We start from the raw sequence: 24720 nt of genomic DNA on the forward strand, positions 1-24720 counted from the left end.
ACTATAAACCTATGAAAATTTAATTTGAGGTATTGTTTACATATTGTTCCACTAATTGCATATGCTGTTCATAGGTTTCCGCAAAGTAAACTTCTTGGGTTTGAATGTCAGCAACGAAATAATAGTAGTTGTTCGGTGTTGGATCTAAGACCGCTTGGATCGCTGCTTCACTTGGATTGTTGAATGGTCCAGGTCCGTAGCCAGTATGCACATAGAGATTATAAGGAGAGTCAACTTGAGTGTCCTCATAAGTAACTAGCTCTTTGTGCTCACCTAACGCGTATAGAATCGAAATATCCGATTGCAGCGGCATATCAATCGCTAAGCGATTGAAGAATACCTGTGCGATATTTTTACGATCTTCTAGCTTACTACCCTCTTTTTCAACAAGTGAAGCCAAAGTAAGGACTTCTTGAACCGTCATTTCTTTTTGAGCAATTTGATCGAAATATTTCGACAAGACTGAATTTGATTTATCCACCATTTGGGTAACGACTTCTTCTAGGGTATTCCCTGTATAGTAGTCATACGTCGCTGGGAACAAGTATCCTTCTAGTCGGTAACGCACACCTTGCGCATCGCCGGCACTTGCTAAAAGCTCAGGATAGGTTTCTTTCATTTTTTCAAAGAACTCATCGCTTTCCATCAAAGCTAAGAAATCGTCTTTCGAGATATTCGTTGCTTCCGCTAGAGCATCACCGATTTGATCAACATCAAATCCTTCTGGAATCGTCACTTTTGCATCAGAGGTGACCGAGCCTTCGCCATTTTGCAACTGCTCACTTATCGCTTCCAGTGTCATATTTGGTGAAAAATGATATGTTCCTGCTTGAAAGCCCGTCAGATTATTAAATTTTGTGTAATAATTAAAAATCATTCCACTTTTAATAATGTTCTCATCCTCTAAGATTTCACCAATTGCTTTATTCGAAGAACCACTTGGAATAACAATCGTCACCTTCTCAGTATCATCGGGATCTAATGGCTGCAAACTTGAAGTAACATATCGATAAGCTGAGAAACCTAATATTCCGCCGATTACTAAGAAAACAAGAACAACAATCAACACGATCTTATTAACTATTTTGTCTTCCTTGCTGCGCTGCAATCTGCGTTGGTTTTTTTCAGAAACAGTTTCTTGCAAACTTTCTGAAGAAGCAGAATGATTTTGTTTCTCTTCTATATGTTTACTTTTATTTAGATGATTACTACGAGATCCCACAGAATCGTCATCCAAGAAGCTGTGTTCAGATATCGATTCTTTTTTTGAACTTGATTCTTTTAAAGACTCCATAACTTTCTCTTTAAAAGAATCTTCTGGATGTTGTTTAGACAAAACAACTCCTCCTTAATTTCTTCTTTTTGACTTGTATCATTATACATGAAAACTCATCAGAAAGAAATGACATTCTTTTTTTTACTTAAGCATTCTGCTCATTTAAAACTTTTATAATTTTTCACCGGTCACGTTTTGCACAATGTTTTTTGCGATATTGTCCAAATTGTTTCTTATTCTCGCAACATCTGAAGGATTGGAGATAAAGCCAAGTTCCATTAAGCGATACCCAATCCCTCTAGATCTGAAAATATTTAAATTCAATAAGTCTTGTCTAAAACTCAACCCATTCGAATTAACAAATGAAGGATGCCAGCCGACATAGGTCCGAATGGTATTCGCTAGCCCGATATTAACTGAATTGGATCCCCCTGGTCTCACTATGACGTGCCCCCCAGAAGCTCCGATACCTCCGCTATCTAGATGGAATTCTGTAACTGAAGTGATTGCATTACTTACAAGGTGTGCTCCTTGTCCGTTTCGAGTGTCAGTAAACATATCGCGTGACACATCATAAAAATTAATTCTGCTTTCTTTCAATTGATTGGCATACTTCCGCAAATATGGAAGCAATTCATTTCTTGTAAAGTCTCGCTCATTTGTCCCGCTTCCCACTGCTCCCGGGTCAATCCCTCCGTGTCCCATTACAAATAGAAACTCTTGCATTTCGATATACGGTTTGGTTGTCGATCCTGGTGCCGGTTGATTTTTAGGCACAAGTTTTATTTCGAGAGACTCAACACGTTTTGCTAACGAACTCGTTCCAGCCCGCTGATCATTTCGAGCCCAATCAAGCCAACCATAAGTCTGGGAATGCACTCGATAATAAATATCATAAAGCAATGAGATATTGCCGGTCAGTCGAATTTGGAGTGCTTCGATCCGTTTCGCCTCACCTGTTGCACCGGCTGTACTCCCATTAGATTGATACCCTTGCCAACCATAGGTTTGGACATGCGTACGATATTCTATTCCACCTGTAACTGGTGAGTTTTCTAAACTTAGCTGGATTGCTTCCAGTCGTTTTGCCTGACCAACTGTTCCAATACTCGCTTGGCCCGGATTAATCGTCGTCGACCATCCAAAAGTCTGAACATGTGCACTCAAATGAATACTTGGTGTTTCAATTGTTTCGTAGGAGATAAACGGCATCGTACTATCTCCTGGCGGCGCCGTTCCTTTTTGCACAAGTTGAACTTCAATTGCTTCTACTCTTCGTGAGAGCGCGACACTTCCCGACATTTGATCGTTTTTCGCCCACCCTAACCAGCCAAACGATTGAATGTGAACCCGATAATAGACATCAAATAATTGAGACAAGGTTCCTGTCAAGCGGATCTGAATTGCTTCTATCCGTTTAGCTTCATTTGTTGTACCTGCAATTGCACCATTCGTTTGGTAGGATTGCCAACCATAACTCTGAACATGTGCACGGTATTCGATATCTCCATCATAAATATTATTATCTAAACGAAGCTGAATCGCTTCTAGTCTCTTTGCTTCTCCAGTAACACCTCCAGAAACAAGACCGCTCGATTGGGACTCTTGCCATCCGTAAGTTTGAACATGCGAAGATAAATGAAGCGAAGGTTGGGTTACATTGTCAGTTGAAATATAAGGTTTATCAGTGTTCCCGGGTGCTGGACTACCTTTTTCCACTAGCTGAATTTGGATAGATTCTAGTCTTTTAGCAAATCCAGAAGTACCCGCTTCATTCCCGTTTTTCGCCCATCCAAGCCAACCAAACGTTTGTGAATGGACGCGGTAATAAATATCATAGTCCTCCTCTAACTCATCGGTCAAATTAATTTTGACTGCCTCAAGGCGCTTAGCTTCACCAATCGTTCCAGAAAATTCGCCATCTCTTTTTTCGCCTAAATCCCAGCCATAAGTTTGAACATGCGTGGAATAAACGATACTACCTTTCAGTTCTGTGCTGTCTGGATCAATAGCGAGCGACATTCCCTCCAAACGCTTCGCCTGTCCAACTGTACCACCAGTAACATTACTAGCTGGTGGTACTTGTGTTTCCCCATCTGTTTGTATATGTACCATTAGTTTCAAGTTGGGTAAACCTTTTGCGGATTTTAATTCAATATCATCCTCTTCACTGGAAGAAGACGTCGTCTGCTCTGTCGTAGAATCAAACGTACTTGAAGATGATTCTGTTATATCTTGCGTACTTGAGTCACTTACTGAAGTTGAACTTGTACTTTCACTATTTGTTGTAGAAGTACTATCCGACATTTCCGTCGTTTCTGTAGATTCGCTTTGATAATTTGAATCAGTACTGCTGGTTTGCTCATTTGTCAAACTCTCTGAAACGTTACTTGTCATTTCTTGTCCTACAACGTTCGTTTCAGCAAGTCCAATGATTGGACTGAAACTGCTCGCAAGGATTACTAGAACCAGAAAGAAATTAGCCAACCTTTTTTTCATATGAATTACTCACTCCTTTTTAATTAGATGCGATTTTTTATTTGAATACCACAAGATTTTCTTGAGTATAGCAAATCTAAAAGACAGATTTTATTTTTTTAATTTCCCCTGTAATCAACAAACATGAAACCAATAGAATTAACCATAAAATACCTTTGATTACCAGTAAGACGAAATAGTTCGTGTCGATCGTGATGAAATGATCGAACAAAAAGAGAGCAGATGCTAAAACGACACTGATACATACTGGGCTGATCAGCTGCTTCAAAACATCTGAAAGTTTTCCTTCTAAGACTTTTGTCATTAAAATCCAGTAGGAGGTGAAAAAATTTAAGATATACGCTGCACAAACAAAGGCAGCCACATAAGTTATCTTCGAGAAATTGATTCCAACCAATGTTAAACTAAGAATCAAAAAAGTTGAAATCATTCCCGTTTTCAATAATGTTTTTGAATGGTTTCTTGCCATAAATATGCTTCCAGTTGCAGAAGTAAGCATCTGCGCCCATATACTAAATGCCAATATTGAAAAAGGAACGACAGCGGCATACCAGCGAGAACCAAAGAGAAATAGGATAATTTCCTCAGCATTCATTACCATAAAAATAGTTAATGGAAATGCGATTAATCCTAGGACATGGACAATTTTTAAAAACGTTTCTCGTATCAACTTCACATCATCTTGATGATGTGACAAAACAGGTTGCAGAACTGGGGAAATAATACCTAAAAATACCGTATTGGGCATAGTAATCATTTGATAACTCTTTTGATAATTTGCTAAGGGCACGGGACCTAAAAATCGTCCAATTAGTAAATTATCTGAATTACGGGAAAAATAATTTAATATTGTAAAACCTAATTGGTTTTTTGCGAATGACCATAGTACTTTAAAAGGTTGCGGGTCTAAACTTTTTGTGTACTTGATCTTAACTACAGCAAAATTAGCAAACAGCGTAGCAATTGCAGGAATAGCGGCACTTAAAATCAATGCATAAACGCCAAAGCCAGCAAAAGCTGAGGCAATACCAAAGATTGCACCAAAAAGATTACAGAACAAGAGCCTCAAATTAAGGGTTCGAAATCTCAATTCTTTATTTAAAATTGCCGTTGGTACAACGTTCATTCCTTCTGAGAATACAATGATCGACATAAACCAAAATAGCGATTTATAGATAGAATTATTATAGATAACCGCAACAAAATGGCCGAACAACCCAAAACCGACAGCTAACAGAAACGCAAACAGAACTGTATAGTTAAAAACAATGCCATAATCTTCTTCCTTCATCTCTTTGTTCTGAATGATCGCCGGACCTAGGCCAGCTGTCACAAACATTTGGAAAAATACTAGGAAAACTTGAACATTCGCTACCACCCCAAATTCTTCAACTGGTATTAATCTTGACAGTACAACGTTTATCAGCAATTGGATCAAAACATTGCTGTACTGTCCGATTGCTGTAAAAATCATACCTGATCTAAAAGCATTTCTCATCTAGATACTCATCCTTCTCTTTAAGTCTTCATTTGATAACGAAAACAATCCGCTCATTAATGATAAGTTCTTTTTTGAATATCTTAACTTAAAAAGATATGATTTCTTCAGATTGTCATTATATAATAGGTCACTCGAAGCATCTTCTTTGTGGTAAATACTCAACGCTGGTATATACAGTTGCTTGTATCCAAGTCGCTGACAAAGGATTGCCAAAAAATCTTCTTCAAAATAAAGAAATGTTTCCGGGTAAAAGCCAACATAGTTTCTCAAATAATTTTCGGTAAAAAAGATTGCTGCACCATGAAGTGTCTTCTCGTAAGGATCTAGTATTTCCTGGGGCTCTTCCGAAAAAGAAGCTGATTGATTCGTGCTGTTCTGATCTGGCATCAATTTTTTGAGGTGTTGATAGATATTTAATTTCAATGAACTTTCCAACAAAAATAACTTCAATCTAGGGAGAATCAAATCCGTTTTCTTTTTTAGGTTGACATTTAACGTATTTTGGTTCTTTCCGTCTCTGGTGATAATTTTTGTTCCAATCATTCCAATATCCTCGTTGTATGATATTGAAGCTAATCTTTCTAAATAAGTTCTATCTTCAAGGAGAGTGTCACCATTAATAACCAGGACCCTTTCAATTCCTTTCTTTCTAAAAATTGATAGACCAAAATTATTTCCTCTTGCAAAGCCAAGATTTTCTTTCGTCTGTACAACGGTTACCTGTTCTGAATCTTCATAGTTATCTGATAAACGTTTGAAGGAATCATTCGGAGAATCATTATCTACGATTAGGATATCTATCTCTTTAAAGGTTTGATTCATTAAAGATTCCACACACTCAATTGTATCTTGAAAAGCTAAATAATTCAGAATTAAGATTCCTATTGTTTTCTTCATTTCACTGATCCTACTTCTATATGATTTTTTTTATTATTCTTGCCAAAATACTTTTTTTCCCATTCTCTTTATTCTTATAAATCATACTTACTGCAGTGAGAAAGACTTTATAAAGAAAATAGTTTTTATAGAGAATCTGTCTTACGGCATTCTCTTTTGCATATTCTTGATTCATCGAAAATATTTCTCTAATCAACTGATTAGAAAGAGGGGTTTTATCCTGGATACATTTTACTGCAATAAAATCATTCAGATTCAGTGCTTTTTGATAAAAGTGCCCTAATGCTTCAGGATGTTTCTCTTTAAAAAAGTTCTCAGTTAACCTGTTTTTCTTTAACACATCAAAATTCTTCTTGCTTATCTTACTCGTTAAAGTTGAATTTTCTGTTGTTCGGTAATAATAGCTTTTACTATCAACCAATGCAATCTTCGTTATCCTGTCAATCAATTCATAGAAAAACAACCCATCCTCATAAATGATTCCTTCAGTGAATGAAAGGTCTTTGAAAAGTTCCACGTTATACAGTTTTACTGTTGGAGAAACTGCTGGAAAATCAGAATCGTACAATTCGTCAATTAGTCTTAAAAATGTCCCTTCAACAATTTTAGGAGGATTGACCACAGCAAAGTTCAACTCGGTTTCTTCTTTGGTAAACTTGCACATAGCAACTTGAACATCACATGTTTTAATCGCATGCATCAATTCTTCACAATAAATCGGCGTAACAAAATCATCGCAGTCAATGAAAGCAATAAATTTGCCACTGGCATACGAAATTCCTGCGTTTCTAGCGCTTGATTGGCCACCGTTACTCTTACTGACTAATCGAATAACTCTGGATGTGTTTTTCTTTATGACTTCATTAACTACCTCTATTGAATCGTCTGTTGAGCCATCATCAACAACGATGATCTCTATGTTTTTATAGGTTTGATTCATAAGACTAGTGAGACATTCACCTATATATTTCTCTCCGTTATACATTGGAATTATTATACTGATTTTCTCATCCATTATTTTGTACTCCTCAAATAGTCAATTACAGGCTTAAAGGTTTTTTCAAAAGTAAAATGACTAACACCATATTGAAAAATAGCTGCGCTTAATTCCTTTTTTGAAGAATTTTCAAGCATCGAATCGTACCACTCAATTAAGCTTGGAATATCGATTGGTGTATCATCGCTCGGTACACGATAATAAAACGGAAGATCACAATTATCCAAATCAGTTTTCACTCCAGAAACAATCGGTAACCCTTTCGCCAAATACTCTTTTCCTTTTAAACTACTATTATAAGTCACTCCAGATCGATGACGGGCTAAAGAGTCAATCCCAATATCTGCATTCTGATAAAACTGATCCAATTGAGAAAATTCTACTCTGCCTAATAACTTCACTTTTTCTTCTAAGTGGTAATCAGAGACCAGCTTTTTATAGTCCTTTAAGACAGGACCATCCCCGACTAAAGTGAACATGACGTTTCTCTTAGCATCAGATGAATTATAGTATTCGTGCAGTCCCTGAATGACGCGATCATATCCATGGTAGAAACAAAGTGCTGCGACCCCTAGTAATCGGATTGCACCATCTCCCTCATTACTGCCTTCAATCGGACTAGCAAAGTCGTATGCATTCGAAAGATTGATACATGGTACATCAAAAATTCTTTCATCATCCGAAAAAGTCAGAACTCGATCAACGTAGTGTTTTAAATATGGTGTCCAGAGATGTTCTTTGGCTTGAATGTCCCATTTTACAATTCCTTTAAATTCATTCATATAAGGATATGTTGGAATTTCTAATAGGACAATAATTGATGGATTCATTCTCTTGATTTTTTTTAATAAATCGATAACACTTTTATCAAAAACCGCACTTTTTCTAATGTAAACGAAGTCGTACTCTTGCCAATTTATTTTCTCTTTTAAAAAAAACTGTCTTGAAAAAAAAGGAACTAGGTTTACAAACAAATGACCTATATTCCTTTTTGGGTTTATTAAGGGTTTCATGGAAAAACCATTTTTTTCAAACTCTTCAATTTGCCGACTGATCTTCTTTTGAATTCCACCAGCATGCGTTAAATCTTGGGAAAAATAAATACCCTTCATTTTTCTCCTTCTTTCATTTCTCTAATTTCCTTTTTCAAAAAAGATAACTCTTGTGTTAAAGTTTTGACTTGTCTTTGCGTATTTATCAATGCAATACTAGTTGTTAAAGTGATAAACAATAAAAAGGCAGTTAAACTATATAATGCTAAAGAAGTGAGTGTACTGATCCCTAGAAAGTGGGCAATCGTCGTCCCTACTTTGGGAAATAATGCACCGATCAACATTATTATTCCCAGTAAAAGCCATTTGTTCATTTGACGTACTTCTGCATGATCTTTACGAATCAAATAAACAGTTAAGACAAAAAAACCTAATGCTAAAAAAATAGCAATAATTTGTAATTGAACAGGCATTAGGATTCCTCCTTTTTGATCAAAGATGCAATCAGAATAGCCAAAGAGACATTAACCATATACGCTGCCGAGTCGAAAAAATGAATACTCGAGCGACCAGTCGTTCTTTCGAACATGTTTACCCCAATCTCTTTCACCCGGATGTTTTTGGCAACTAAATGCATGTAGCTTTCAGGTTCCGGATACTGGCTCGGATATCGATGGGCAAATTGTCTGATTACTTGCCGGTTTCCTGCTCTGAAACCACTCGTTACATCTTTGACGCGCATTTTTGTCAGAAGGTAAATAAGTCCTGAAAGAAGCTTGATTCCTAATTGTCTTGCACCAGTAGATTTAAACGTCGACGTGCTGTCTTCTACAAATCTGGATCCGACGGTAAAATCAGCCTGATTATTGATAATCGGTTCAACCAACTGACTTAAACTTTCAATATCGTGCTGACCATCGCCATCATATTGAATTGCGATATCATAATCGTGTTCTAATGCATACAGATATCCCGTCTGCACAGCTCCTCCAATACCTAAATTGTTCACCAACTCGACATGATGAATATTGTTTTCTAATAATACCGCTTCCTCATTGTCTGTAGACCCATCATTGATAACAAGATAATCTAAATTATATGGTGTTTTTTTTCTATACTCGAGTACCTTGTCGATTACTTGGACAATACCTTCTGCTTCATTATATGCTGGAATAATCAGTAAAATTCTTGGATTCACGATTTACACCCTAACTTTTCTTATAATTGATTGCTTTTTTGATTTTTCACGTAAAATTTCATGAGAAAAGAAGCAATGGTTTTCCCCCAATAACGTTTGTACATTTCCAATTCTTCTGCTTCTCTCGTTTTATCCAGGGTTGTTGCAGTTGTTTCAGATTCTTCGTGAATTCTATGATACATTGCATTTTTTGAGATGTAACAAATGTTTTCCGGCCGCTTCATGATTCGTTCCCATGCATCCCAATCTACTGCCATTCGCATCTGTTCATTAAATTTGAAGTCATTGAGCACCCGCAAATTATATGAAACAGCTGGACAACAAATAAAGTTCCCAAACGCATATATTCGCCTTTGATACCACTTTGATTGTAATAACCCCATTGTTTTTAAACCGAACGTTTTAATTTTAAGATTTATTGATCTTTTTCTAATTTGACTTTCTTGATCGATTTCCTTATAATCCGTAAACACAATACTTGTTTGGTTATTATTTTCGAACGCATCAATGACGCTTTCACCATACTCTTTTAAATAGATGTCGTCTTGATGAACGATCGTCGCATATGGCGTATCAACAAAAGACAATGCATTGTTCCAATCTCGTCCGATACTTCCGCCTGAACTAGTAAACATAGGTATCTCATAAGAGTTGGCAATATCTGTTATATAAGTATTTGGTGTACTTGTGTACAAAATCAGCTTGGACTTTCCTTTTTTCATACTTGTCTGATTTAAACAAGAAAGTATACATTCTTCTAAAAAAGAAGACTCTTTATAAGCGCAAATAACAAATGTATGCATGAATATCCCTTTCCATGAATTGTTAAGAGTTTTAAATATCCAATTCTAAAAAATTATACTCGACTTTTTAGTAATTCTCAACAAAAATTAAAATCCCGAAAAAAACTTAAAGAAGACAAACTCTCATTAATTGGCAAAAAATGAAAAAAAATAAGGATTCCACGCCTTTTTTTAAGTTTTTCTTTTGGAGACTTGTTATTATTCTAGTATACTATATATAATATGTATTTGGAGGTACAGGATGCTTTTTTCAATCTTACTTTTTATTCTCATACTCTTTTTAACAGCAAATAGAAGCTTTTATCGGCGAATTTCGCTTTCTCTATTTTGTGCCGTTTCTCATCTCTCATTCACGGCATTTATTGCACGATCACTCGGCTTAACTGAATTAAGAAAAAATCTCTTATCTTTTAGTTTCCTTTCAACCAAGTCCGCTGTCACTGGTGTAAGTATCCTTGTTTTTCTTTTTCTCTTATCAACGGTACTGATTATCAAAAAAACAGGTCTGATTGACAGAATATTTCAATCCTTGACCTGGCGTCTTCAACTTTCTTTTTTTATTTTTTCATTACTAGTATTCATTGGAGCACTTGCGGGAAACAGTGCAGTTTGGACGAAAAATTTTTTTGGTAATGTAGGCATTAGTGAAATTCTATACACTTTGTCTCAACCCTTGACAGGAACAGATGCGGGCCAAATTTATACGTTCATTTTGGGTCCTTTATTAAATTCTATTATTCTCACACTTAGTTTTCTAGTAATCCTATACTTGCTACTCTGTGCTCTATCTTACAAAAAGTTTCAGAAAATTAAGTTAACCAAAAAGACGAGTTTCTTTTTTTCCTTCATTAGTGTAAGCCTCACTATATACGGTTTTTTCTTTGGTATACAAACATTGGGCTATGCAGAACTAAAAGCATATTTTTTTGAAAAATCAACGATTTACGAAGATTTTTATGTGGACCCGAATGATGTTGCGCTTACCTTTCCAGACCAAAAAAGAAACCTTATCTATATTTACGTCGAATCATTAGAATCAACGTACTTATCCATTGACCTTGGCGGAATGCAAGAAGTCAATCTATTACCAAATCTCACAGAATCAGCTTATGCAGATGGACTAAATTTTTCGCACCAAAGTACTTTCGGCGGTGCTCGTCAAGTTCCTGGTGTTGGTTTTACAGTAGGAGGAATGGTTGCCCAAAGTTCTGGGGTTCCTCTGAGAGTCTCTGGTGGCTATAACGAAAATGAATATGGCAATACTTCATCTTTTATGCCTGGTGTCACCACAATCGGTACCATTTTAGATCAAGAAGGATACAATCAAACACTGTTAATCGGTTCCGATGCAAGCTTTGGCGGCAGAGATAAATTTTACTCTCAACATGGAAATTACCAAATAAAAGATTATCAATATGCCATCGATAATCAATGGATACCGTCTGACTATAAAGTCTGGTGGGGATATGAGGATGAGAAACTTTTTGAGTTTGCTAAAAACATACTTATAGAAGATTCTCAGTCAGAAGAGCCCTTTAATTTAACGCTTCTAACAGCTGATATGCACTTCCCAGATGGTTTGATGACCGAAAATACACCTAAACTTTTTGAACAGCAATATAGTAATGTCATCCACTATTCAGATTATATGTTAGGTAATTTTATACGATGGGTTCAGCAACAGTCTTTTTATGATAATACTACTATCGTAATTGCCGGTGACCACCTAAGCATGGATCCCTCTTTTTTTAATGGTATCCCTGAAGACTATGAGCGAACTGTCTTCAATCTCTTTATTAACTCACCGGTAACAACCTTGAATAATACCAATCGTTCTTTCAGTACATTGGATTTGTTTCCGACCACTTTATCTGCATTAGGTGTTTCCATTGAGGGAAATCGATTAGGCTTAGGAACAAATCTATTTTCAGAAGAAATGACTCTAATGGAAAAATTAGGGTTTGATGAATTCTCTAATGAACTTAGTAAGACATCAAGCTTTTACAATCAGCAGATTATGCAAGGATCAGACCTTGAAGTTAAATAATAAATTGCTAAATCACACCAATCACTACGATAAATTTTTACTATATAATTGAATATACTAACCAGTCTTTTAGTAGTGTCAGTAAAAACTCAATTATTTTTTACTGACACTATTTGATATGGTCGAGGAAACAACTCAACAATAAATATATCGTAAAATCTGATCATTTTGTTTATGATAGCATTAAATCTCTGACATATTCACCTATCAAGCTATTTTTATTGCTAATAGAATTAAACAACTTTTTAAAGCCTTGTTTGTATTTTTTGCTTTAATACTCGATCCCTACTATCTCTAGGGGTAAGCGGTCCGTGAAATAGTAAACTTTTAACTGAAAAAGTAAAAAGGACAAGGTTGCCATTGTTGCTGGGCTCCCCGTCAAGTGGACAATGAAATAGAATAAAATTATTTTGACGACTGTCTACCGAAATTCGGTAGGCAGTTTTTATGTTTTTTACTTTGTTTAACCTCAACTTTGCTCGACTGGCCTCCTTCTTGGTTAAGCGGATTTATTCTATTCGCTTGTCCAAGAGGGGGAGTGATTAAGCTGCCATTAATAATTCTTGATGAACTTGGATCGGTGTTTTGCTCTTCAAACATCGTTGATAGCGACCATTGTTGTAATAGTTCATGTATTTCTCGATCATTTCAACGAGACTTTCTCTACTGATAAACTTTCGCCGATAATATTTTTCTCGCTTAAGCATTCCCCAGAAGCCTTCCATTGGACCATTATCGGTACAACGGGCGACACGAGACATACTCTGCTTCATTTTCGCTTTCTTTAGCTTTGTGCAAAAAACTTTACTTGTATATTGAAATCCGCGATCGCTATGAAATAGCGGATGAGCGGTTGGTTCGGCGGCGACTGCTTGATCGAAGGTATCAAAGACTAATTTATTGTCATTTTTGTCGCTGATGACAAATGAAACAATGCGACGATCGGCGAGATCGAGAATAGCGCTCAAATAGATTTTCTTCACTTCGGCCCCTTCATAATACTTGAATTCACTCACATCTGTTAGCCATTTTTGATTCGGTTGATCCGCATAGAACTTTCGATTCAAATAATTTTTCGCAATATGATACGGAGTCTTGGATGCCTTAGTGATACTATTGCCTGAATGCTTGATGGTTGATTGGATTTGAAGTTTGCGACAGATTCGAAGAATACGCTTGTCATTCACTTGAAAGCCATAATCATTCACGAGATCTTCACAGATTCTGCGATATCCTTTATCGTTGTCTGCTTCATAAATATAACGAACAAGGTCTGCCAACTGTTCATTCAATACCACTTCAGGCAGTTTGGGATTTTTTAACCAACGATAATAGGCCGATCTTGTGACATGGAGCAGGGTACACATGGTGTTAATTGGATAGCTTTTTGTCTCGTGCAGCTCTTTGATCGATTGGTATTCAAACGTATGACGAACTAATTCAAATCCCGCCTCCTTTCTAACTCGCTGACTTTTTTTAACAGGTCATTTTCCATTTCAAGCAACTTGATCCGTCGTTCTTGTTGAGCCAGTTTATCGCGCATTTCTTCTTCGGGTGTTCTGGCAGGTTTACTTCCCGCTCGTTGCCCTCGACGGTCTTCTAAGCCTTTTTCTCCCATCTCGTCGTATTTCAACACCCAGTTCCGAACTTGTTGGTAAGAGACTTGGTACTGAATTGCGGTTTTCCCATAGTCTCGACCGTTGATAATACAGTCATGCACAATTTTAATTCGTTCATTCAATGTTGTTTTTCTGGATTTACTCATTCTACTTCCACCACTTTCTGATTTGAAGTTTCTATGAGTATTATATATCTTTAACCAGTCTTCTAATTGTTTTTTGTTACGAAGCCCGTATTTCTTGGCGACAGCTCTTAAGCTACCATATGTTCCAGCTAAATAATCATGGATCGCATTCAGTTTCAACTCTGTTGAGTATGATTGATTCCTTTTTGTAGGGAGTAAACCTGTGGGTCCTTCATTCTCATAAAGAGTGATCCACCTTTCTATCGTACTGAAACTTACTTGTGCTTCTTTGGCCAGGCTGTTTATGCTAGCTTCATTTTTTAAAGCTCTTTCTACAAAAGCTAGCCGTTCTTCTGAACTTAATTTCATTTTTCCTCTAGACATACAAACTCCCCCTATATAAGCCACTTTATATTTCAGTGTCCTATATAGGGGGAGCATATCATGTTGCCGGCCTTGTCTTTTTACTTAGAATCATTTGAACTTTATTTAAAGCTTTTCCTTATTTTATACTTAACTCTTTGCAGGAAACTTCTCGTTTGATACTCAAATTGCGCCAGTTTGCTCTTTTTTTCATTTAAGGTCAATAAAGATTTTATATGGCGAATCGCTTTTGGCGAAGCAGTTACGGAATCGATCGCTTCGATTAAGTCTTGATAAACATAATAAATCTGGTACTTCTCTTTTGCTTCAACGGAGAAATTGACTGTTTCGCTTTTGAAGTCATCGAAGTTATCTAATCGATCGCGGATCATTTCTACTAATTTATCTATATCACCTAATGGATAGACACAACCGTGATTAAAAAAATCATATGCTGACATGTGCCCTGGATTATTGGATATAATAACTGGTACACCGTTTAAAAGAGCCTCAACATAAACTAAACCGAATGTTTCCATTGCTGAAGAAAAAACGCATATATCTTTCGATGTCACATGCTCCCATGGATTGTCTACATTTCCTAGAAAAGTTATATTTTTTAAACGATTTTTTTTGATATAATCGAGACATTTTTCTTTATACTCATCATCCCATGCACCAATAAAAACTAACTCAATGTCGTACCTGTTCAACTGATGATATGCTTTAATTAGTTCTAATTGATTTTTTCTTGGGTTGATACGTCCTACTGAAACGATTCTTTGAACATCTCCATTTTTAAGGGAAACTTGTTTTAACTCTGTGTAGGGAGCGAATGACTTGATTTTTTTCCTTGTAAACAGCTCTTGCAAATTATTGCTCAACTCGCCTCTAACAGCAAAAATCTCATCAGAAAATTCTTCTATAAACTCAATTTTATCCTTGTAGTAAGCAAATTCGCCGGAAGGAAATTCATGAATTAACCAGATATGAGAAACGTCTTGAACAGCCGCCGCCATCGCACCTTGGAACATGTTTGCTGTATTTGTGATTACCAACTCAATATCAAACTCGTCTATCTTTTTTGTAATGAGATCGATAGTATTTCTAAAAGATGCCGCTCGTTGTTCTTCACTTCCAAATAACATTCCTGGTGCATCCTCCCACCACCACCGTTGATTTGAAACTAAAAAACATTTGATCCCATTACTTTCAAAAATTCGCGAGTAGTCATTTACTTCGACGTCTCCACTAACCGGTGCAATATTTACTACTTCATATCCTTGCTCAACTAGATATTTCATTAAATTGAATATTGAAATTTCTGCCCCGTTGTCCATCGTGCCAGTTGGTGAAATGAACATAATTTTTTTCATTATAATCCCCTTTTGTGATTTTTATAGAAACCCGTATATTGCAATACAAGAATTCAATACTGTTATAACAAAAACAGATTTAACTATAAAATTAGTTATTTGCTCTTCATTGAGAAATTGAGCAATATTCTCGTTTCTAAATGAAGTCCTTTCTGTAAAGGACTTTATATAAAGAGGAAGAAAGGCCATAAGATAGAAATGATACCTACCTTGTACACCACTCACGTGCAAATCTCCAATATTAAAGACGCGAGTATCTCCAGAAATTGCATAAATTGTACCCAATGTAATAGTTAAAAACAAAATTAATGACCATAAAATCATTTTTTTATCAAGAACTATTTTTAACAAAAAGCTTGCTAAGATTATTAGTAATATATAACTTATACTATTTACATTTCTTAAAACGCCTGTAGACATGATATCAATTTGAGGCATTTCAATGAATTCTATTATATTCTTTGGTATTTCCAGAATCGACCGTAAAAAAACCTCTATCGTGTACCCTATGTTATCCAAAAAATATGAAGTTCGTGATATTTCAGTTGTAGATTCAATACTGGATAAAGAAGCTTGTGCTGTTTGAGGAGTTATGAGCATCGATATCTTTTCTCTAAATATCCAAAGGGAACTTGTAAGTAATGTAAAAAACGAAAGCAGTAAGTAACTATAAAAATTTTTCCGAGTTTCCCACCTTTTAGATGGTATAAAAACAGGTAAAAATATCAATACTAACATTGGGGCTTTACAAAATACTAATCCTAAACAAGTAACACAATATGCTACTATTTTTTTTATCGTTATTTTATTGTTATCTTTAATTAGATTTGTAAATTGGGCAAATAGAAGGAGAGTCAAACCATAGTAGAAGTTATCATACGTGTACCCTGCTGAAATCCATAATGTAAAAGGTAAAGTAGAAGTCAAAAACAGTTGAATCTTGTAATACCTACTGACTCTAACAGCTAACCATGCCAGAAATGCATAAAACAATACATTTCCAATACGACCTAAATAATAAGAGACAGCAACTCTATCACTGATTTGTCTTCCTAGAGAAATTCCTAAAGCACTAGGTATATATGCAGGATTGGCTAACGTCTCTGATATATCAAGCAACTCTGATCGATAGTCGGACGGAACGTGTCTTATGTTTATGAATTCTTTGTTATAGAGATTTGTCGCTAATCCATCTAATTTCTTCATTGGAACGCTTGAAATTGCCTGATAATCAGGAGAAACTTCTCGAAAATTTTGTTGCGAAACACGTTTTGTCAATTCACCATCCGCTAGATTAAGCGCATGATAATAATGACTGTATTCATCCAGATTTCCATTTACCGGAAAAATCAATGAATTTAATGAGCCCATAATTGCAATCAAAAGAAAGGTATTTCTAGCAATTTGCTTACTTTCATTTAGTCTGCTAAAAGATAACAAAATTAACAAGGCAGCAGCAGCTATTAAAATATAGAGCTTAGGCCAAGTAGAATCTTTATATTGAAGAAGATATTGGCTTAGAAGGAGAATAGTCAAGAAACCTATTCCCATTTTCCAATTCCCCTTCAATTCGGCAATATTTCTACTTATGAACTTCAATTCTCTGCCCCCTAAAGTAATTTGTTAACTCATCTTCTTTATTATTTGTGATACAATTTGATAATACAAACTTCTCAGCACATTTTGCCACACTCTGTACTCGTTCTGGATGCTCAATAATCCATGACAGTTTTTCAAACCATTCATCATCTTTTGCTAAGAATCCTGTTTCATAGTCAATGATCATTTCTTTAAATGCACCAATATTACTTGCTAATGTAGGTACTTGAACCAGAGCTGCTTCCATCCATTTAATTTCTGATTTTGCTTCATTAAAAACTGATGGTACTAGTGGAGCTAAATTTACATCTACGTTTGAAATCAGTTTCGGCAATTCTTTCCAATCAACAAATGGATGAATGACCAGTTGCGATTCTACCCTTTCCATTTCTTTCGGGACATCTAAATGCCCAACTAAATGCAATTCCACTTGTGGAAAAGTTTCTAAGATTTCTAGAATAGCAGGCTTAATCAATTCGAAATTCTCATTATGGGTGATAGATCCCGAAAAGTACCCGATTTTCACCTTTGTACTATCTTCCATCTTATTTTCAACTGCATCATGACTGATCGCCACCAACTCTTGGTTCGCAAGATTTCGATTAAGCAGTACGTTCTGGTGATAATTCAGAAGTTCCTCTTTTAAGACACCTGTGGAAGCTATTGCCCCATCACACATAAGCATCATTTTTTTGTAACTGATAACGCCGCTATCGTAATTGTTTTTTTCAACTTTTGTAAGATTTTGGACGTACGTCAACTGATCCGTGTACTTGGTATCGATCACTAAATCGTCAATATCATACAGCACAGGTTTATGGTACTTTCTTGCTAAACGAATCAGTTCTGCTAATCGCTCATCATATGGTGCACGGTAAATAATGATATGACTTGCGTGTTCAGCTAATCCCATTTGAAATGTAGAAAGATTAACATGCCAGACATCAAAGCCTAGGTTTTTTAACTGTTCAATCTTATTTTGTACACGGTATTTTGTTAACTGCGGAATTGCATTTTCGACACCATCTATTATGAGAATATGTTCTTTGTGCTTTTTATTTTTGATATCCTCCATGATTTGATCGATCACAGCACCTGGATACTCCGTTTCATTTCTAATATATTCAATTAATTCAGGAACTTCTGTTTTCCTCTGAAGTCCTTGCCAAGCAAATTTCTCGTCTGTATCGTTTGCAAAAGCTGTGTATTTAACGATAGGTACACCCTCTCGAACCATTTGAAGGGGATGGATATACATTGGACTATCCGTATTCTTTTCGGTTAAAGCCCCGTGTTTAAAGCCCAAGTCGCTGAAATGTTTTGTAAAAACCGTTTCATGCTTTCCGATTGCTTTTTCTCTTGAGTTTGTATCTCCAAGATTTTTCCAATAGTCATAAAATGATGGATCGTGGAACATTGATTTCTCAATTACTAAAAAATAGGACTGTAAATGAATAGGGATATATCCATACTTGTTATACTTGGTAAAATCAGGTTGTTCTTCTCCATAAGAAATTCCCCAGAAATCAAGTTTTTTAGCTGCCATTTTATTAAATGCTTCTGTTAAATCTGAGACTGGACCAACATTTGTATCATTCACCAATAACAATTCATCATACTTACTTAATTCCTTTTCGCCAAGAAAATCGATACCGTGTTTAAAGGCTGCCGTATCATATCCATCATTAGATCTAAGAACGACCTCCCCAAACTTACGAAGCTTTTCTAAGTCAGACTCCGGTAATTTACCATTCACTACGATTAATACTTTTTCTGAAAAATCTGCTAAAGAGGAAAGAAAAATGAGTTTATACTCTTGCAGCTGGGATTGGCTTTCATAGATAACATATACCAATACTCTTTTTGGATTTTGATAAACATTTTTTTTGCGTGTTGCTTTTCGTTTGCTAGATAAAACTAAAAATTGCAAATTAGGGATTTTTCTGAGTTTAACCAATAACTTTTGTTTTGCTTTATCAACAAGTACTAATCCTTTACTAGGATTTCTTAAAAATCTTAGTCCATAACTGAAAGGCTTCACAATAAGTTTACCAACCCTGTATGACTTAGATGACATCAACGCTTGTTTATCGTTTTCCAGCAACTGAATTAATTGCGCCATAGATAAATTCTGATTTTGCAAGTCATTTTTTTCAAGATTTTCTTCAAGTAATCGCTGATCTATCGTCTGTTTTTCATTGTTTAAGTCTTCCACTGATACTTTTAATTCATTAATTTCTGCAAGCAATAATTCATTATCTTTGTTTTGTTGTTTTATATAATTAGTCAAATCTGCAAGATGATTGATTAATTCTTCGTTTCGGTCTTCCAGTTGCATGATATTATTCTTAATTGCTGAAAGAACCAGTTGCGGATATTGTTCCTGATGCTTGCTCAGGAGATAAAGATAAATCTCATAATAAAATTTTTCGGTCCCATGCTGCCCTTTCCTTGATATTGATTCTTGTAGCACTCGATAATTTAATTTTGTGGAAGAACATTTAACAGCTTTCGCATGGTTGGTAAGAATCAGTCGCATAAAAAAGTCATAGTCGACTAATTTTTTTCTATTTAACGCTAAATCATATGTTAGCTGACCAACAATTTCTTTTCTTATCAACGAGCAATTATCAATAAAGTTACTAGAAAGAAACTCTTCCAATTGGAATGGTTTGGCTTCCATAAACAGCTCACCTGTTTCAACATTTACAAGATCAGTATATACAATATCTGCTTCTTCTTTTTCGGCAGTTTCAACTAGCTTTTCAATATATTGATTATCTAGATAATTATCACTGTCGACAAATAATAGGTATTTTCCGACAGCTCGCTCAAGTCCTTTATTTCGTGTTACACAAACGCCTCGGTTTTCTTGAACCAAATACTCATGTTTTAGCGAAACATGTGATAAATAATCTCTAATAATCTGATCTGAATTATCTGTCGATCCATCATTGATAATCACTAATTCTAAATGTTTATAGGTTTGGGAAGATACACTTTCCAGACACTGACCAACATATTTTTCATGATTATAACAAGTTATAATCACAGAAACTAATGGTTCCAATACGACTCACCTTTTTCTATAAATAGATTTTTCTGATCACTTAAGCTTCTGCCAGCTTCCATTGCTTGTCAAAATACCGCTTGAGGCGATCCGCTCGCTTTTTGATCGATTTTTTCTTGGGGAAACGATTATTACGGGTGAATTTTCTTGATCTGAAAAAGCAAATGGTTCGTCCGCGGCGTTTCGAATTGATACGCCTAACCTTAATTTGCATTCATTGATATGATTTAACTCGCAAGCATATTTAAAAGTCTTTTTACCGATACCTTTTGTCATTTCATCATATGAATTGTCGTTGTACATCCAAATGTTGCGATCGATATCTGTCATTGAAAAAGCAATATACGTCTCCATATCTTTTAACACTTCATAAGAAATCAAAAACTCTACTCGTCGATTCTCATCGGTAAGCATTTCATCAGATAATAAATCTACTGTAAAGTTTCGAATTGTTTCCTCTTCTTTACTTTTTGTTTCAACTTCATGTGGTTCTTCTATAACCTCTTCCTTTTCAATAACGGTGGAGGTCCCCGTCTGTGTAACATTGTCTAAAGAATATTGATTTGCTACATCATCTGGGGTCCCGATGATTTTTACTTCCCCTTTATCGATCATCAGTGCTTTATTACAGTATTTACGAACAGATTCCATTGAGTGAGTCACGAGGATAATGGTCTTGTTCTCATCTTTGGCCTTCATGAAATAGTCATTGCATTTTCTTTGGAACGCTTCATCTCCGACAGCCAATACTTCATCTAAGACTAAAATATCGCTTTTCGCTTGAATCGCTACAGAAAACGCAAGCCGAACCTGCATGCCGCTTGAATAATTCTTTAATTTTTGATTCATAAATTCAGTTAATTCCGCAAACTCAACGATATCGGAATACATTCCATCCACTTCTTTTTCGGAAAAACCAAGCATAGCGCCATTCAAATAGACATTCTCTCTCCCAGTTAATTCTGGATTGAATCCAACGCCTAACTCGATGAAGGAAACCAATTTTCCGTTCACTTCTACAGACCCTTTTTCAGGTGTATAAATTTGGGAGATAATTTTTAATAAGGTTGATTTTCCACTCCCATTTCTTCCGACAATTCCAAAGAAATCTCCTTTATTCACTTCAAACGAAATATCTCTTAGGACTTTTTGCTCATTATATCCTTTGATTCCTTTAAAATAATTAACGATCGTTCTTTTTAAACTCGTTGTACTTTCTGTAGGAAGACGAAACGATTTTCCTATATGATCAACTTTCACTGCTATTTCATTATTCATATTAAATAATCTCCGCAAATTTTTTCGAATTTTTATTAAAAATCATGTAGCCAGCAACTAATACGATCCATGGCAAAACATATGGAATTGCGACGATCCAATTCGTATTTATTAATTGCCATACCGTAATATTGCTTGTACTTGTTAAGATATGCCGCATATCTTGAATAATTTGAGCCATTGGATTCATCATCAAAAGTTTGGCAATGTTCACGTCCATATTCATTACAAGTGTCAATGGGTAAATTAACGGTGTAAGGTAAAAACCCGCTTGAAGGACAACCTCCCAGATCGGTCCAATGTCCCGAAACCTAACATAGATTGTTGCCAAAATAAAAGACACGCCCAATGAAAAGGCATAGAGTTCAATCAGAAGCAGCGGTGCTAAAAAAGCATAGATTGAAATATCTGCTCCATTGATCATCGCAAATAAAAGAACGATCACAAGGCTGATTACTAGATTGATTAAGGCGTTGATCGATACAGCAATAACAATGATATGTGTAGGAAAGCTTAGTTTTCTAAGCAGATCGCCTCGTGTGACGATTGATGACATACCTAAATTTGTCGTTTCGCTAAAAAAGCTCCATAGAACGGTTCCCAAAAGTAACGCCACTTCAAAGTGAGGAACATCTTGTCCAAATTTAAGAAAACGTACAAAGACCACATACATGACAGTAAACAGCATCAAGGGCTTTAAAACAGACCAAACATAGCCCATAATACTTCCTTGATATCTTAGTTTAAAATCGGTTTTTACTAATTCTTTCAATAAAATTCTATTTTTACGCTCGAACATCATTTTCTCCTTTAAGGTTCCACTAATCTTTTTTACGGTAAAACTTTTTAAAGCTATCCTTAAAAAGTATACTCGACATTCCCCTCTTTCTCAACCTCTACCAGATCATTTCAAAAATTGAGAAAAAAAATTAATGTTTCATTGACAGATTAAACGAAAAAAAGAAAGCCGCATTCAACGAACGAAATTTGGCCTCCTTTTTCTCAAAGTTTTTAGTCTCTTTCAAACAAATCTCTTGTGTATACTTTGTCTTCTACGTCATGCAGTACATCTTCCATACGATTTGCTACAATAACATCAGAGATCTTTTTAAACGTCTCAAAGTCATCAATAACTTCAGAGTTATAGAAGGAGTTCTCTTTTAAAGAAGGCTCGTATACTACTACGTTGATTCCATGGGCTTTGATCCGCTTCATAATTCCTTGAATGGAAGAATAGCGGAAATTATCAGAATGAGCTTTCATAGTCAATCGATAGATGCCCACAACTTTCGGTTGTCGATCAAAGATCTGCTCCGCGATGAAATCTTTGCGGGTCGTATTTGCTTCGACGATCGCTTGAATGATATTATTCGGAACCTTATCATAGTTAGCTAGGAGCTGCTTGGTATCTTTGGGCAGACAGTAGCCACCGTATCCAAAAGACGGATTGTTGTAGTGGGAGCCGATTCTAGGATCCAGCCCGACGCCTTCAATGATTTGTCGTGAATCAAGTCCCCTCACTTCCGCATAGGTATCTAATTCGTTGAAATATGCCACGCGCAGCGCCAGATACGTGTTAGAAAACAGTTTTATTGCTTCAGCTTCAGTCGGATTTGTTAAAAGCACGGGAATTTCATTTTCCCATGCATTTCGCTTGAACATCTCGGCGATCTCTTTCGCTCGCTCACTGCATTCTCCAACAACAATTCTCGAAGGATGCAAATTGTCGTATAAAGCTTTTCCCTCACGCAAAAATTCAGGTGAAAATAAAATGTTCTCTGTGTTAAAACGTGCTTTAAGATCTAATGTATACCCTACAGGAACTGTTGATTTAATAATAAACACAGCATCTGGACGCAACTCCAGCGCTTTTTCAATCACCGATTCTACAGTCGACGTATCAAAATAGTTTTTATGCTCATCGTAATCTGTAGGCGTCGCAATAATTAATACATCCCCAAAGTCAACAGCTTCATCAAAAGCTTTGGTGAAATGAACGGACAAGTCTGTCCGCTCCAAAAATTGGTGAATTTCTTTGTCTTCAAGAGGTGAGATTTTCTTTTGCAATTGATCGATTTTTTCATCCACAATATCATAAGCAAGTACTTCTTCTTTTTGCGCCAATAACAAAGCGTTTGCTAATCCTACATAACCTAAACCAAAAACGGAAACTTTCATCATGATCCCTCTTTTTCTAGTTTTCTTCTTTCTCTAAAGATGCAGTCATATCAGCCAATGCTTCTTCCCAAGTAGGAATAACAAAACCGGTATTCTTTGCTTTTGTAAGATCCAACACCGAGTATTGTGGTCGTTTTGCTTTTTGTGGATATTCTGCTGAAGTGACAGGTGCAACCTCAACATCCGTTTCTTTCAGAATTTCTTTGGCAAATTCGTACCATGAACAGCTATTGTCATTTGATAGATGGTAGATCCCATAGTCTGCATTGTTTTCGATAATATAGACCATAAATTCAGCTAATGTTCGGGTCCATGTTGGACGGCCATATTGATCATCAACGACGGTTAAGCGCGGGTGCGTTTGCGCTAAACGTTTCATTGTATATACAAAATTATGTCCATATTTACCAAAAACCCATGAAGTTCGGATAATGAAGTATTCATCTAAAAGATCTTTCACTGCTTGTTCACCCAACAATTTTGTACGACCGTATTCATTTTGAGGATTCGGCTTATCTGTTTCTTTGTAGACCCCCTCTTTTTTCGTTCCATCGAACACATAATCAGTACTGATGTAAACAAACTTTGCTCCTACCGCTTTCGCCGCTTTCGCCACGTTTTCCGTCCCGTTGACATTGATTTTCTCATCAAGTTCCTTGCCTTCATCTTCCGCCTTATCTACTGCTGTGTATGCAGCACAATGATAAATAACGGTCGGTTTTAATTCTTGAATAAAAGCAAGAGTTGCTTTTTCGTCCGTAATATCCATTTCCTGGGCATCGGTTGAGACATATTTTAATCCTTTTTCATCTAATAGATGTCGCAGCTCCGTGCCCAGCTGCCCATTTCCGCCTGTCAGTAAAATCATATTTCTCATCCCTTCAAAAAAAGCAGGTTACCCT

Annotated in this window: 19 protein-coding genes; 1 reads left to right on the forward strand and 18 read right to left on the reverse strand. The window is 36.0% G+C overall.

What is annotated here, in order from left to right:
• Positions 1–19: 19 nt before the first annotated feature.
• From mltG to IGI69_RS10485, 9 genes are all read right to left on the reverse strand, one after another.
• Entirely contained in the window at positions 20–1294 is a 1275-nt protein-coding gene (mltG, locus tag IGI69_RS10445; RefSeq protein ID WP_373193034.1) for an endolytic transglycosylase MltG, read from the reverse strand.
• A gap of 153 nt (positions 1295–1447) precedes the next feature.
• On the reverse strand, positions 1448–3775 hold the full coding sequence (locus IGI69_RS10450; protein WP_438740762.1) for an N-acetylmuramoyl-L-alanine amidase: 2328 nt from the start codon (positions 3773–3775) through the stop codon (positions 1448–1450).
• 76 nt (positions 3776–3851) lie between these two features.
• A complete protein-coding gene (locus tag IGI69_RS10455; RefSeq protein WP_438740764.1) occupies positions 3852–5273 on the reverse strand; it encodes a lipopolysaccharide biosynthesis protein in 1422 nt (473 codons plus the stop codon).
• A complete protein-coding gene (locus IGI69_RS10460) occupies positions 5274–6173 on the reverse strand; it encodes a glycosyltransferase (RefSeq protein WP_074535125.1) in 900 nt (299 codons plus the stop codon).
• A 16-nt stretch (positions 6174–6189) separates the two neighbouring features.
• Complete coding sequence (locus IGI69_RS10465) at positions 6190–7188, reverse strand: glycosyltransferase family 2 protein (RefSeq protein ID WP_260668351.1); 999 nt, start codon at positions 7186–7188, stop codon at positions 6190–6192.
• Entirely contained in the window at positions 7188–8282 is a 1095-nt protein-coding gene (locus IGI69_RS10470; RefSeq protein ID WP_167827090.1) for a glycosyltransferase, read from the reverse strand. Before IGI69_RS10470 ends, IGI69_RS10465 begins: the two co-directional genes overlap by 1 nt.
• On the reverse strand, positions 8279–8635 hold the full coding sequence (locus IGI69_RS10475) for a DUF2304 domain-containing protein (RefSeq protein WP_074535123.1): 357 nt from the start codon (positions 8633–8635) through the stop codon (positions 8279–8281). Before IGI69_RS10475 ends, IGI69_RS10470 begins: the two co-directional genes overlap by 4 nt.
• Positions 8635–9360 carry a glycosyltransferase family 2 protein gene (locus tag IGI69_RS10480; RefSeq protein ID WP_005229540.1) on the reverse strand — a complete coding sequence of 242 codons (726 nt, stop codon included), beginning with the start codon at positions 9358–9360 and terminating at the stop codon, positions 8635–8637. Before IGI69_RS10480 ends, IGI69_RS10475 begins: the two co-directional genes overlap by 1 nt.
• Positions 9361–9380: 20 nt before the next feature.
• On the reverse strand, positions 9381–10163 hold the full coding sequence (locus IGI69_RS10485) for a glycosyltransferase (RefSeq protein WP_074535122.1): 783 nt from the start codon (positions 10161–10163) through the stop codon (positions 9381–9383).
• Positions 10164–10404: 241 nt separating this feature from the next.
• Between IGI69_RS10485 and IGI69_RS10490 the strand changes: the two genes are divergently transcribed.
• Complete coding sequence (locus IGI69_RS10490) at positions 10405–12210, forward strand: LTA synthase family protein (RefSeq protein WP_074535121.1); 1806 nt, start codon at positions 10405–10407, stop codon at positions 12208–12210.
• A gap of 542 nt (positions 12211–12752) precedes the next feature.
• Here the strand turns inward: IGI69_RS10490 and IGI69_RS10495 are convergent.
• From IGI69_RS10495 to rfbD, 9 genes are all read right to left on the reverse strand, one after another.
• Positions 12753–13619 (reverse strand): IS3 family transposase, encoded by an 867-nt coding sequence (locus tag IGI69_RS10495; protein WP_311776546.1) that lies wholly within the window; start codon positions 13617–13619, stop codon positions 12753–12755.
• Between the two features lie 26 nt (positions 13620–13645).
• Positions 13646–14338: a transposase gene (locus IGI69_RS10500; RefSeq protein WP_438739694.1), complete on the reverse strand. Its 693-nt coding sequence runs from the start codon at positions 14336–14338 to the stop codon at positions 13646–13648.
• Positions 14339–14439: 101 nt separating this feature from the next.
• Positions 14440–15693 carry a glycosyltransferase family 4 protein gene (locus tag IGI69_RS10505; RefSeq protein ID WP_016621272.1) on the reverse strand — a complete coding sequence of 418 codons (1254 nt, stop codon included), beginning with the start codon at positions 15691–15693 and terminating at the stop codon, positions 14440–14442.
• Between the two features lie 21 nt (positions 15694–15714).
• Entirely contained in the window at positions 15715–17292 is a 1578-nt protein-coding gene (locus tag IGI69_RS10510; protein WP_438740769.1) for a DUF2142 domain-containing protein, read from the reverse strand.
• Positions 17276–20362, reverse strand: a complete 3087-nt coding sequence (locus IGI69_RS10515; RefSeq protein WP_438740771.1) for a rhamnan synthesis F family protein — start codon at positions 20360–20362, stop codon at positions 17276–17278. Before IGI69_RS10515 ends, IGI69_RS10510 begins: the two co-directional genes overlap by 17 nt.
• A gap of 36 nt (positions 20363–20398) precedes the next feature.
• Complete coding sequence (locus IGI69_RS10520; RefSeq protein ID WP_142968289.1) at positions 20399–21640, reverse strand: ABC transporter ATP-binding protein; 1242 nt, start codon at positions 21638–21640, stop codon at positions 20399–20401.
• 1 nt (position 21641) lies between these two features.
• Positions 21642–22442: an ABC transporter permease gene (locus tag IGI69_RS10525; protein WP_005229524.1), complete on the reverse strand. Its 801-nt coding sequence runs from the start codon at positions 22440–22442 to the stop codon at positions 21642–21644.
• A 209-nt stretch (positions 22443–22651) separates the two neighbouring features.
• The gene (locus tag IGI69_RS10530) at positions 22652–23818 is read right to left on the reverse strand and encodes a nucleotide sugar dehydrogenase (protein ID WP_142968290.1); all 1167 of its coding nucleotides are present in this window, start codon (positions 23816–23818) and stop codon (positions 22652–22654) included.
• Between the two features lie 16 nt (positions 23819–23834).
• Complete coding sequence (gene rfbD, locus IGI69_RS10535; protein ID WP_010749350.1) at positions 23835–24686, reverse strand: dTDP-4-dehydrorhamnose reductase; 852 nt, start codon at positions 24684–24686, stop codon at positions 23835–23837.
• Positions 24687–24720: the final 34 nt, after the last annotated feature.

The sequence above is a fragment of the Enterococcus sp. DIV1083b genome, assembly GCF_051713705.1.
GTDB classification, from domain to species: Bacteria; Bacillota; Bacilli; order Lactobacillales; family Enterococcaceae; genus Enterococcus_D; species Enterococcus_D casseliflavus.

Coding starts and splice junctions, on each gene's coding strand:
- mltG (WP_373193034.1), bottom strand. CDS start 1,294: ATGGAGTCTTTAAAAGAATCAAGTTCAAAAAAAGAATCGATATCTGAA.
- IGI69_RS10450 (WP_438740762.1), bottom strand. CDS start 3,775: ATGAAAAAAAGGTTGGCTAATTTCTTTCTGGTTCTAGTAATCCTTGCG.
- IGI69_RS10455 (WP_438740764.1), bottom strand. CDS start 5,273: ATGAGAAATGCTTTTAGATCAGGTATGATTTTTACAGCAATCGGACAG.
- IGI69_RS10460 (WP_074535125.1), bottom strand. CDS start 6,173: ATGAAGAAAACAATAGGAATCTTAATTCTGAATTATTTAGCTTTTCAA.
- IGI69_RS10465 (WP_260668351.1), bottom strand. CDS start 7,188: ATGGATGAGAAAATCAGTATAATAATTCCAATGTATAACGGAGAGAAA.
- IGI69_RS10470 (WP_167827090.1), bottom strand. CDS start 8,282: ATGAAGGGTATTTATTTTTCCCAAGATTTAACGCATGCTGGTGGAATT.
- IGI69_RS10475 (WP_074535123.1), bottom strand. CDS start 8,635: ATGCCTGTTCAATTACAAATTATTGCTATTTTTTTAGCATTAGGTTTT.
- IGI69_RS10485 (WP_074535122.1), bottom strand. CDS start 10,163: ATGCATACATTTGTTATTTGCGCTTATAAAGAGTCTTCTTTTTTAGAA.
- IGI69_RS10490 (WP_074535121.1), top strand. CDS start 10,405: ATGCTTTTTTCAATCTTACTTTTTATTCTCATACTCTTTTTAACAGCA.
- IGI69_RS10500 (WP_438739694.1), bottom strand. CDS start 14,338: ATGTCTAGAGGAAAAATGAAATTAAGTTCAGAAGAACGGCTAGCTTTT.
- IGI69_RS10505 (WP_016621272.1), bottom strand. CDS start 15,693: ATGAAAAAAATTATGTTCATTTCACCAACTGGCACGATGGACAACGGG.
- IGI69_RS10520 (WP_142968289.1), bottom strand. CDS start 21,640: ATGAATAATGAAATAGCAGTGAAAGTTGATCATATAGGAAAATCGTTT.
- IGI69_RS10525 (WP_005229524.1), bottom strand. CDS start 22,442: ATGATGTTCGAGCGTAAAAATAGAATTTTATTGAAAGAATTAGTAAAA.
- IGI69_RS10530 (WP_142968290.1), bottom strand. CDS start 23,818: ATGAAAGTTTCCGTTTTTGGTTTAGGTTATGTAGGATTAGCAAACGCT.
- rfbD (WP_010749350.1), bottom strand. CDS start 24,686: ATGATTTTACTGACAGGCGGAAATGGGCAGCTGGGCACGGAGCTGCGA.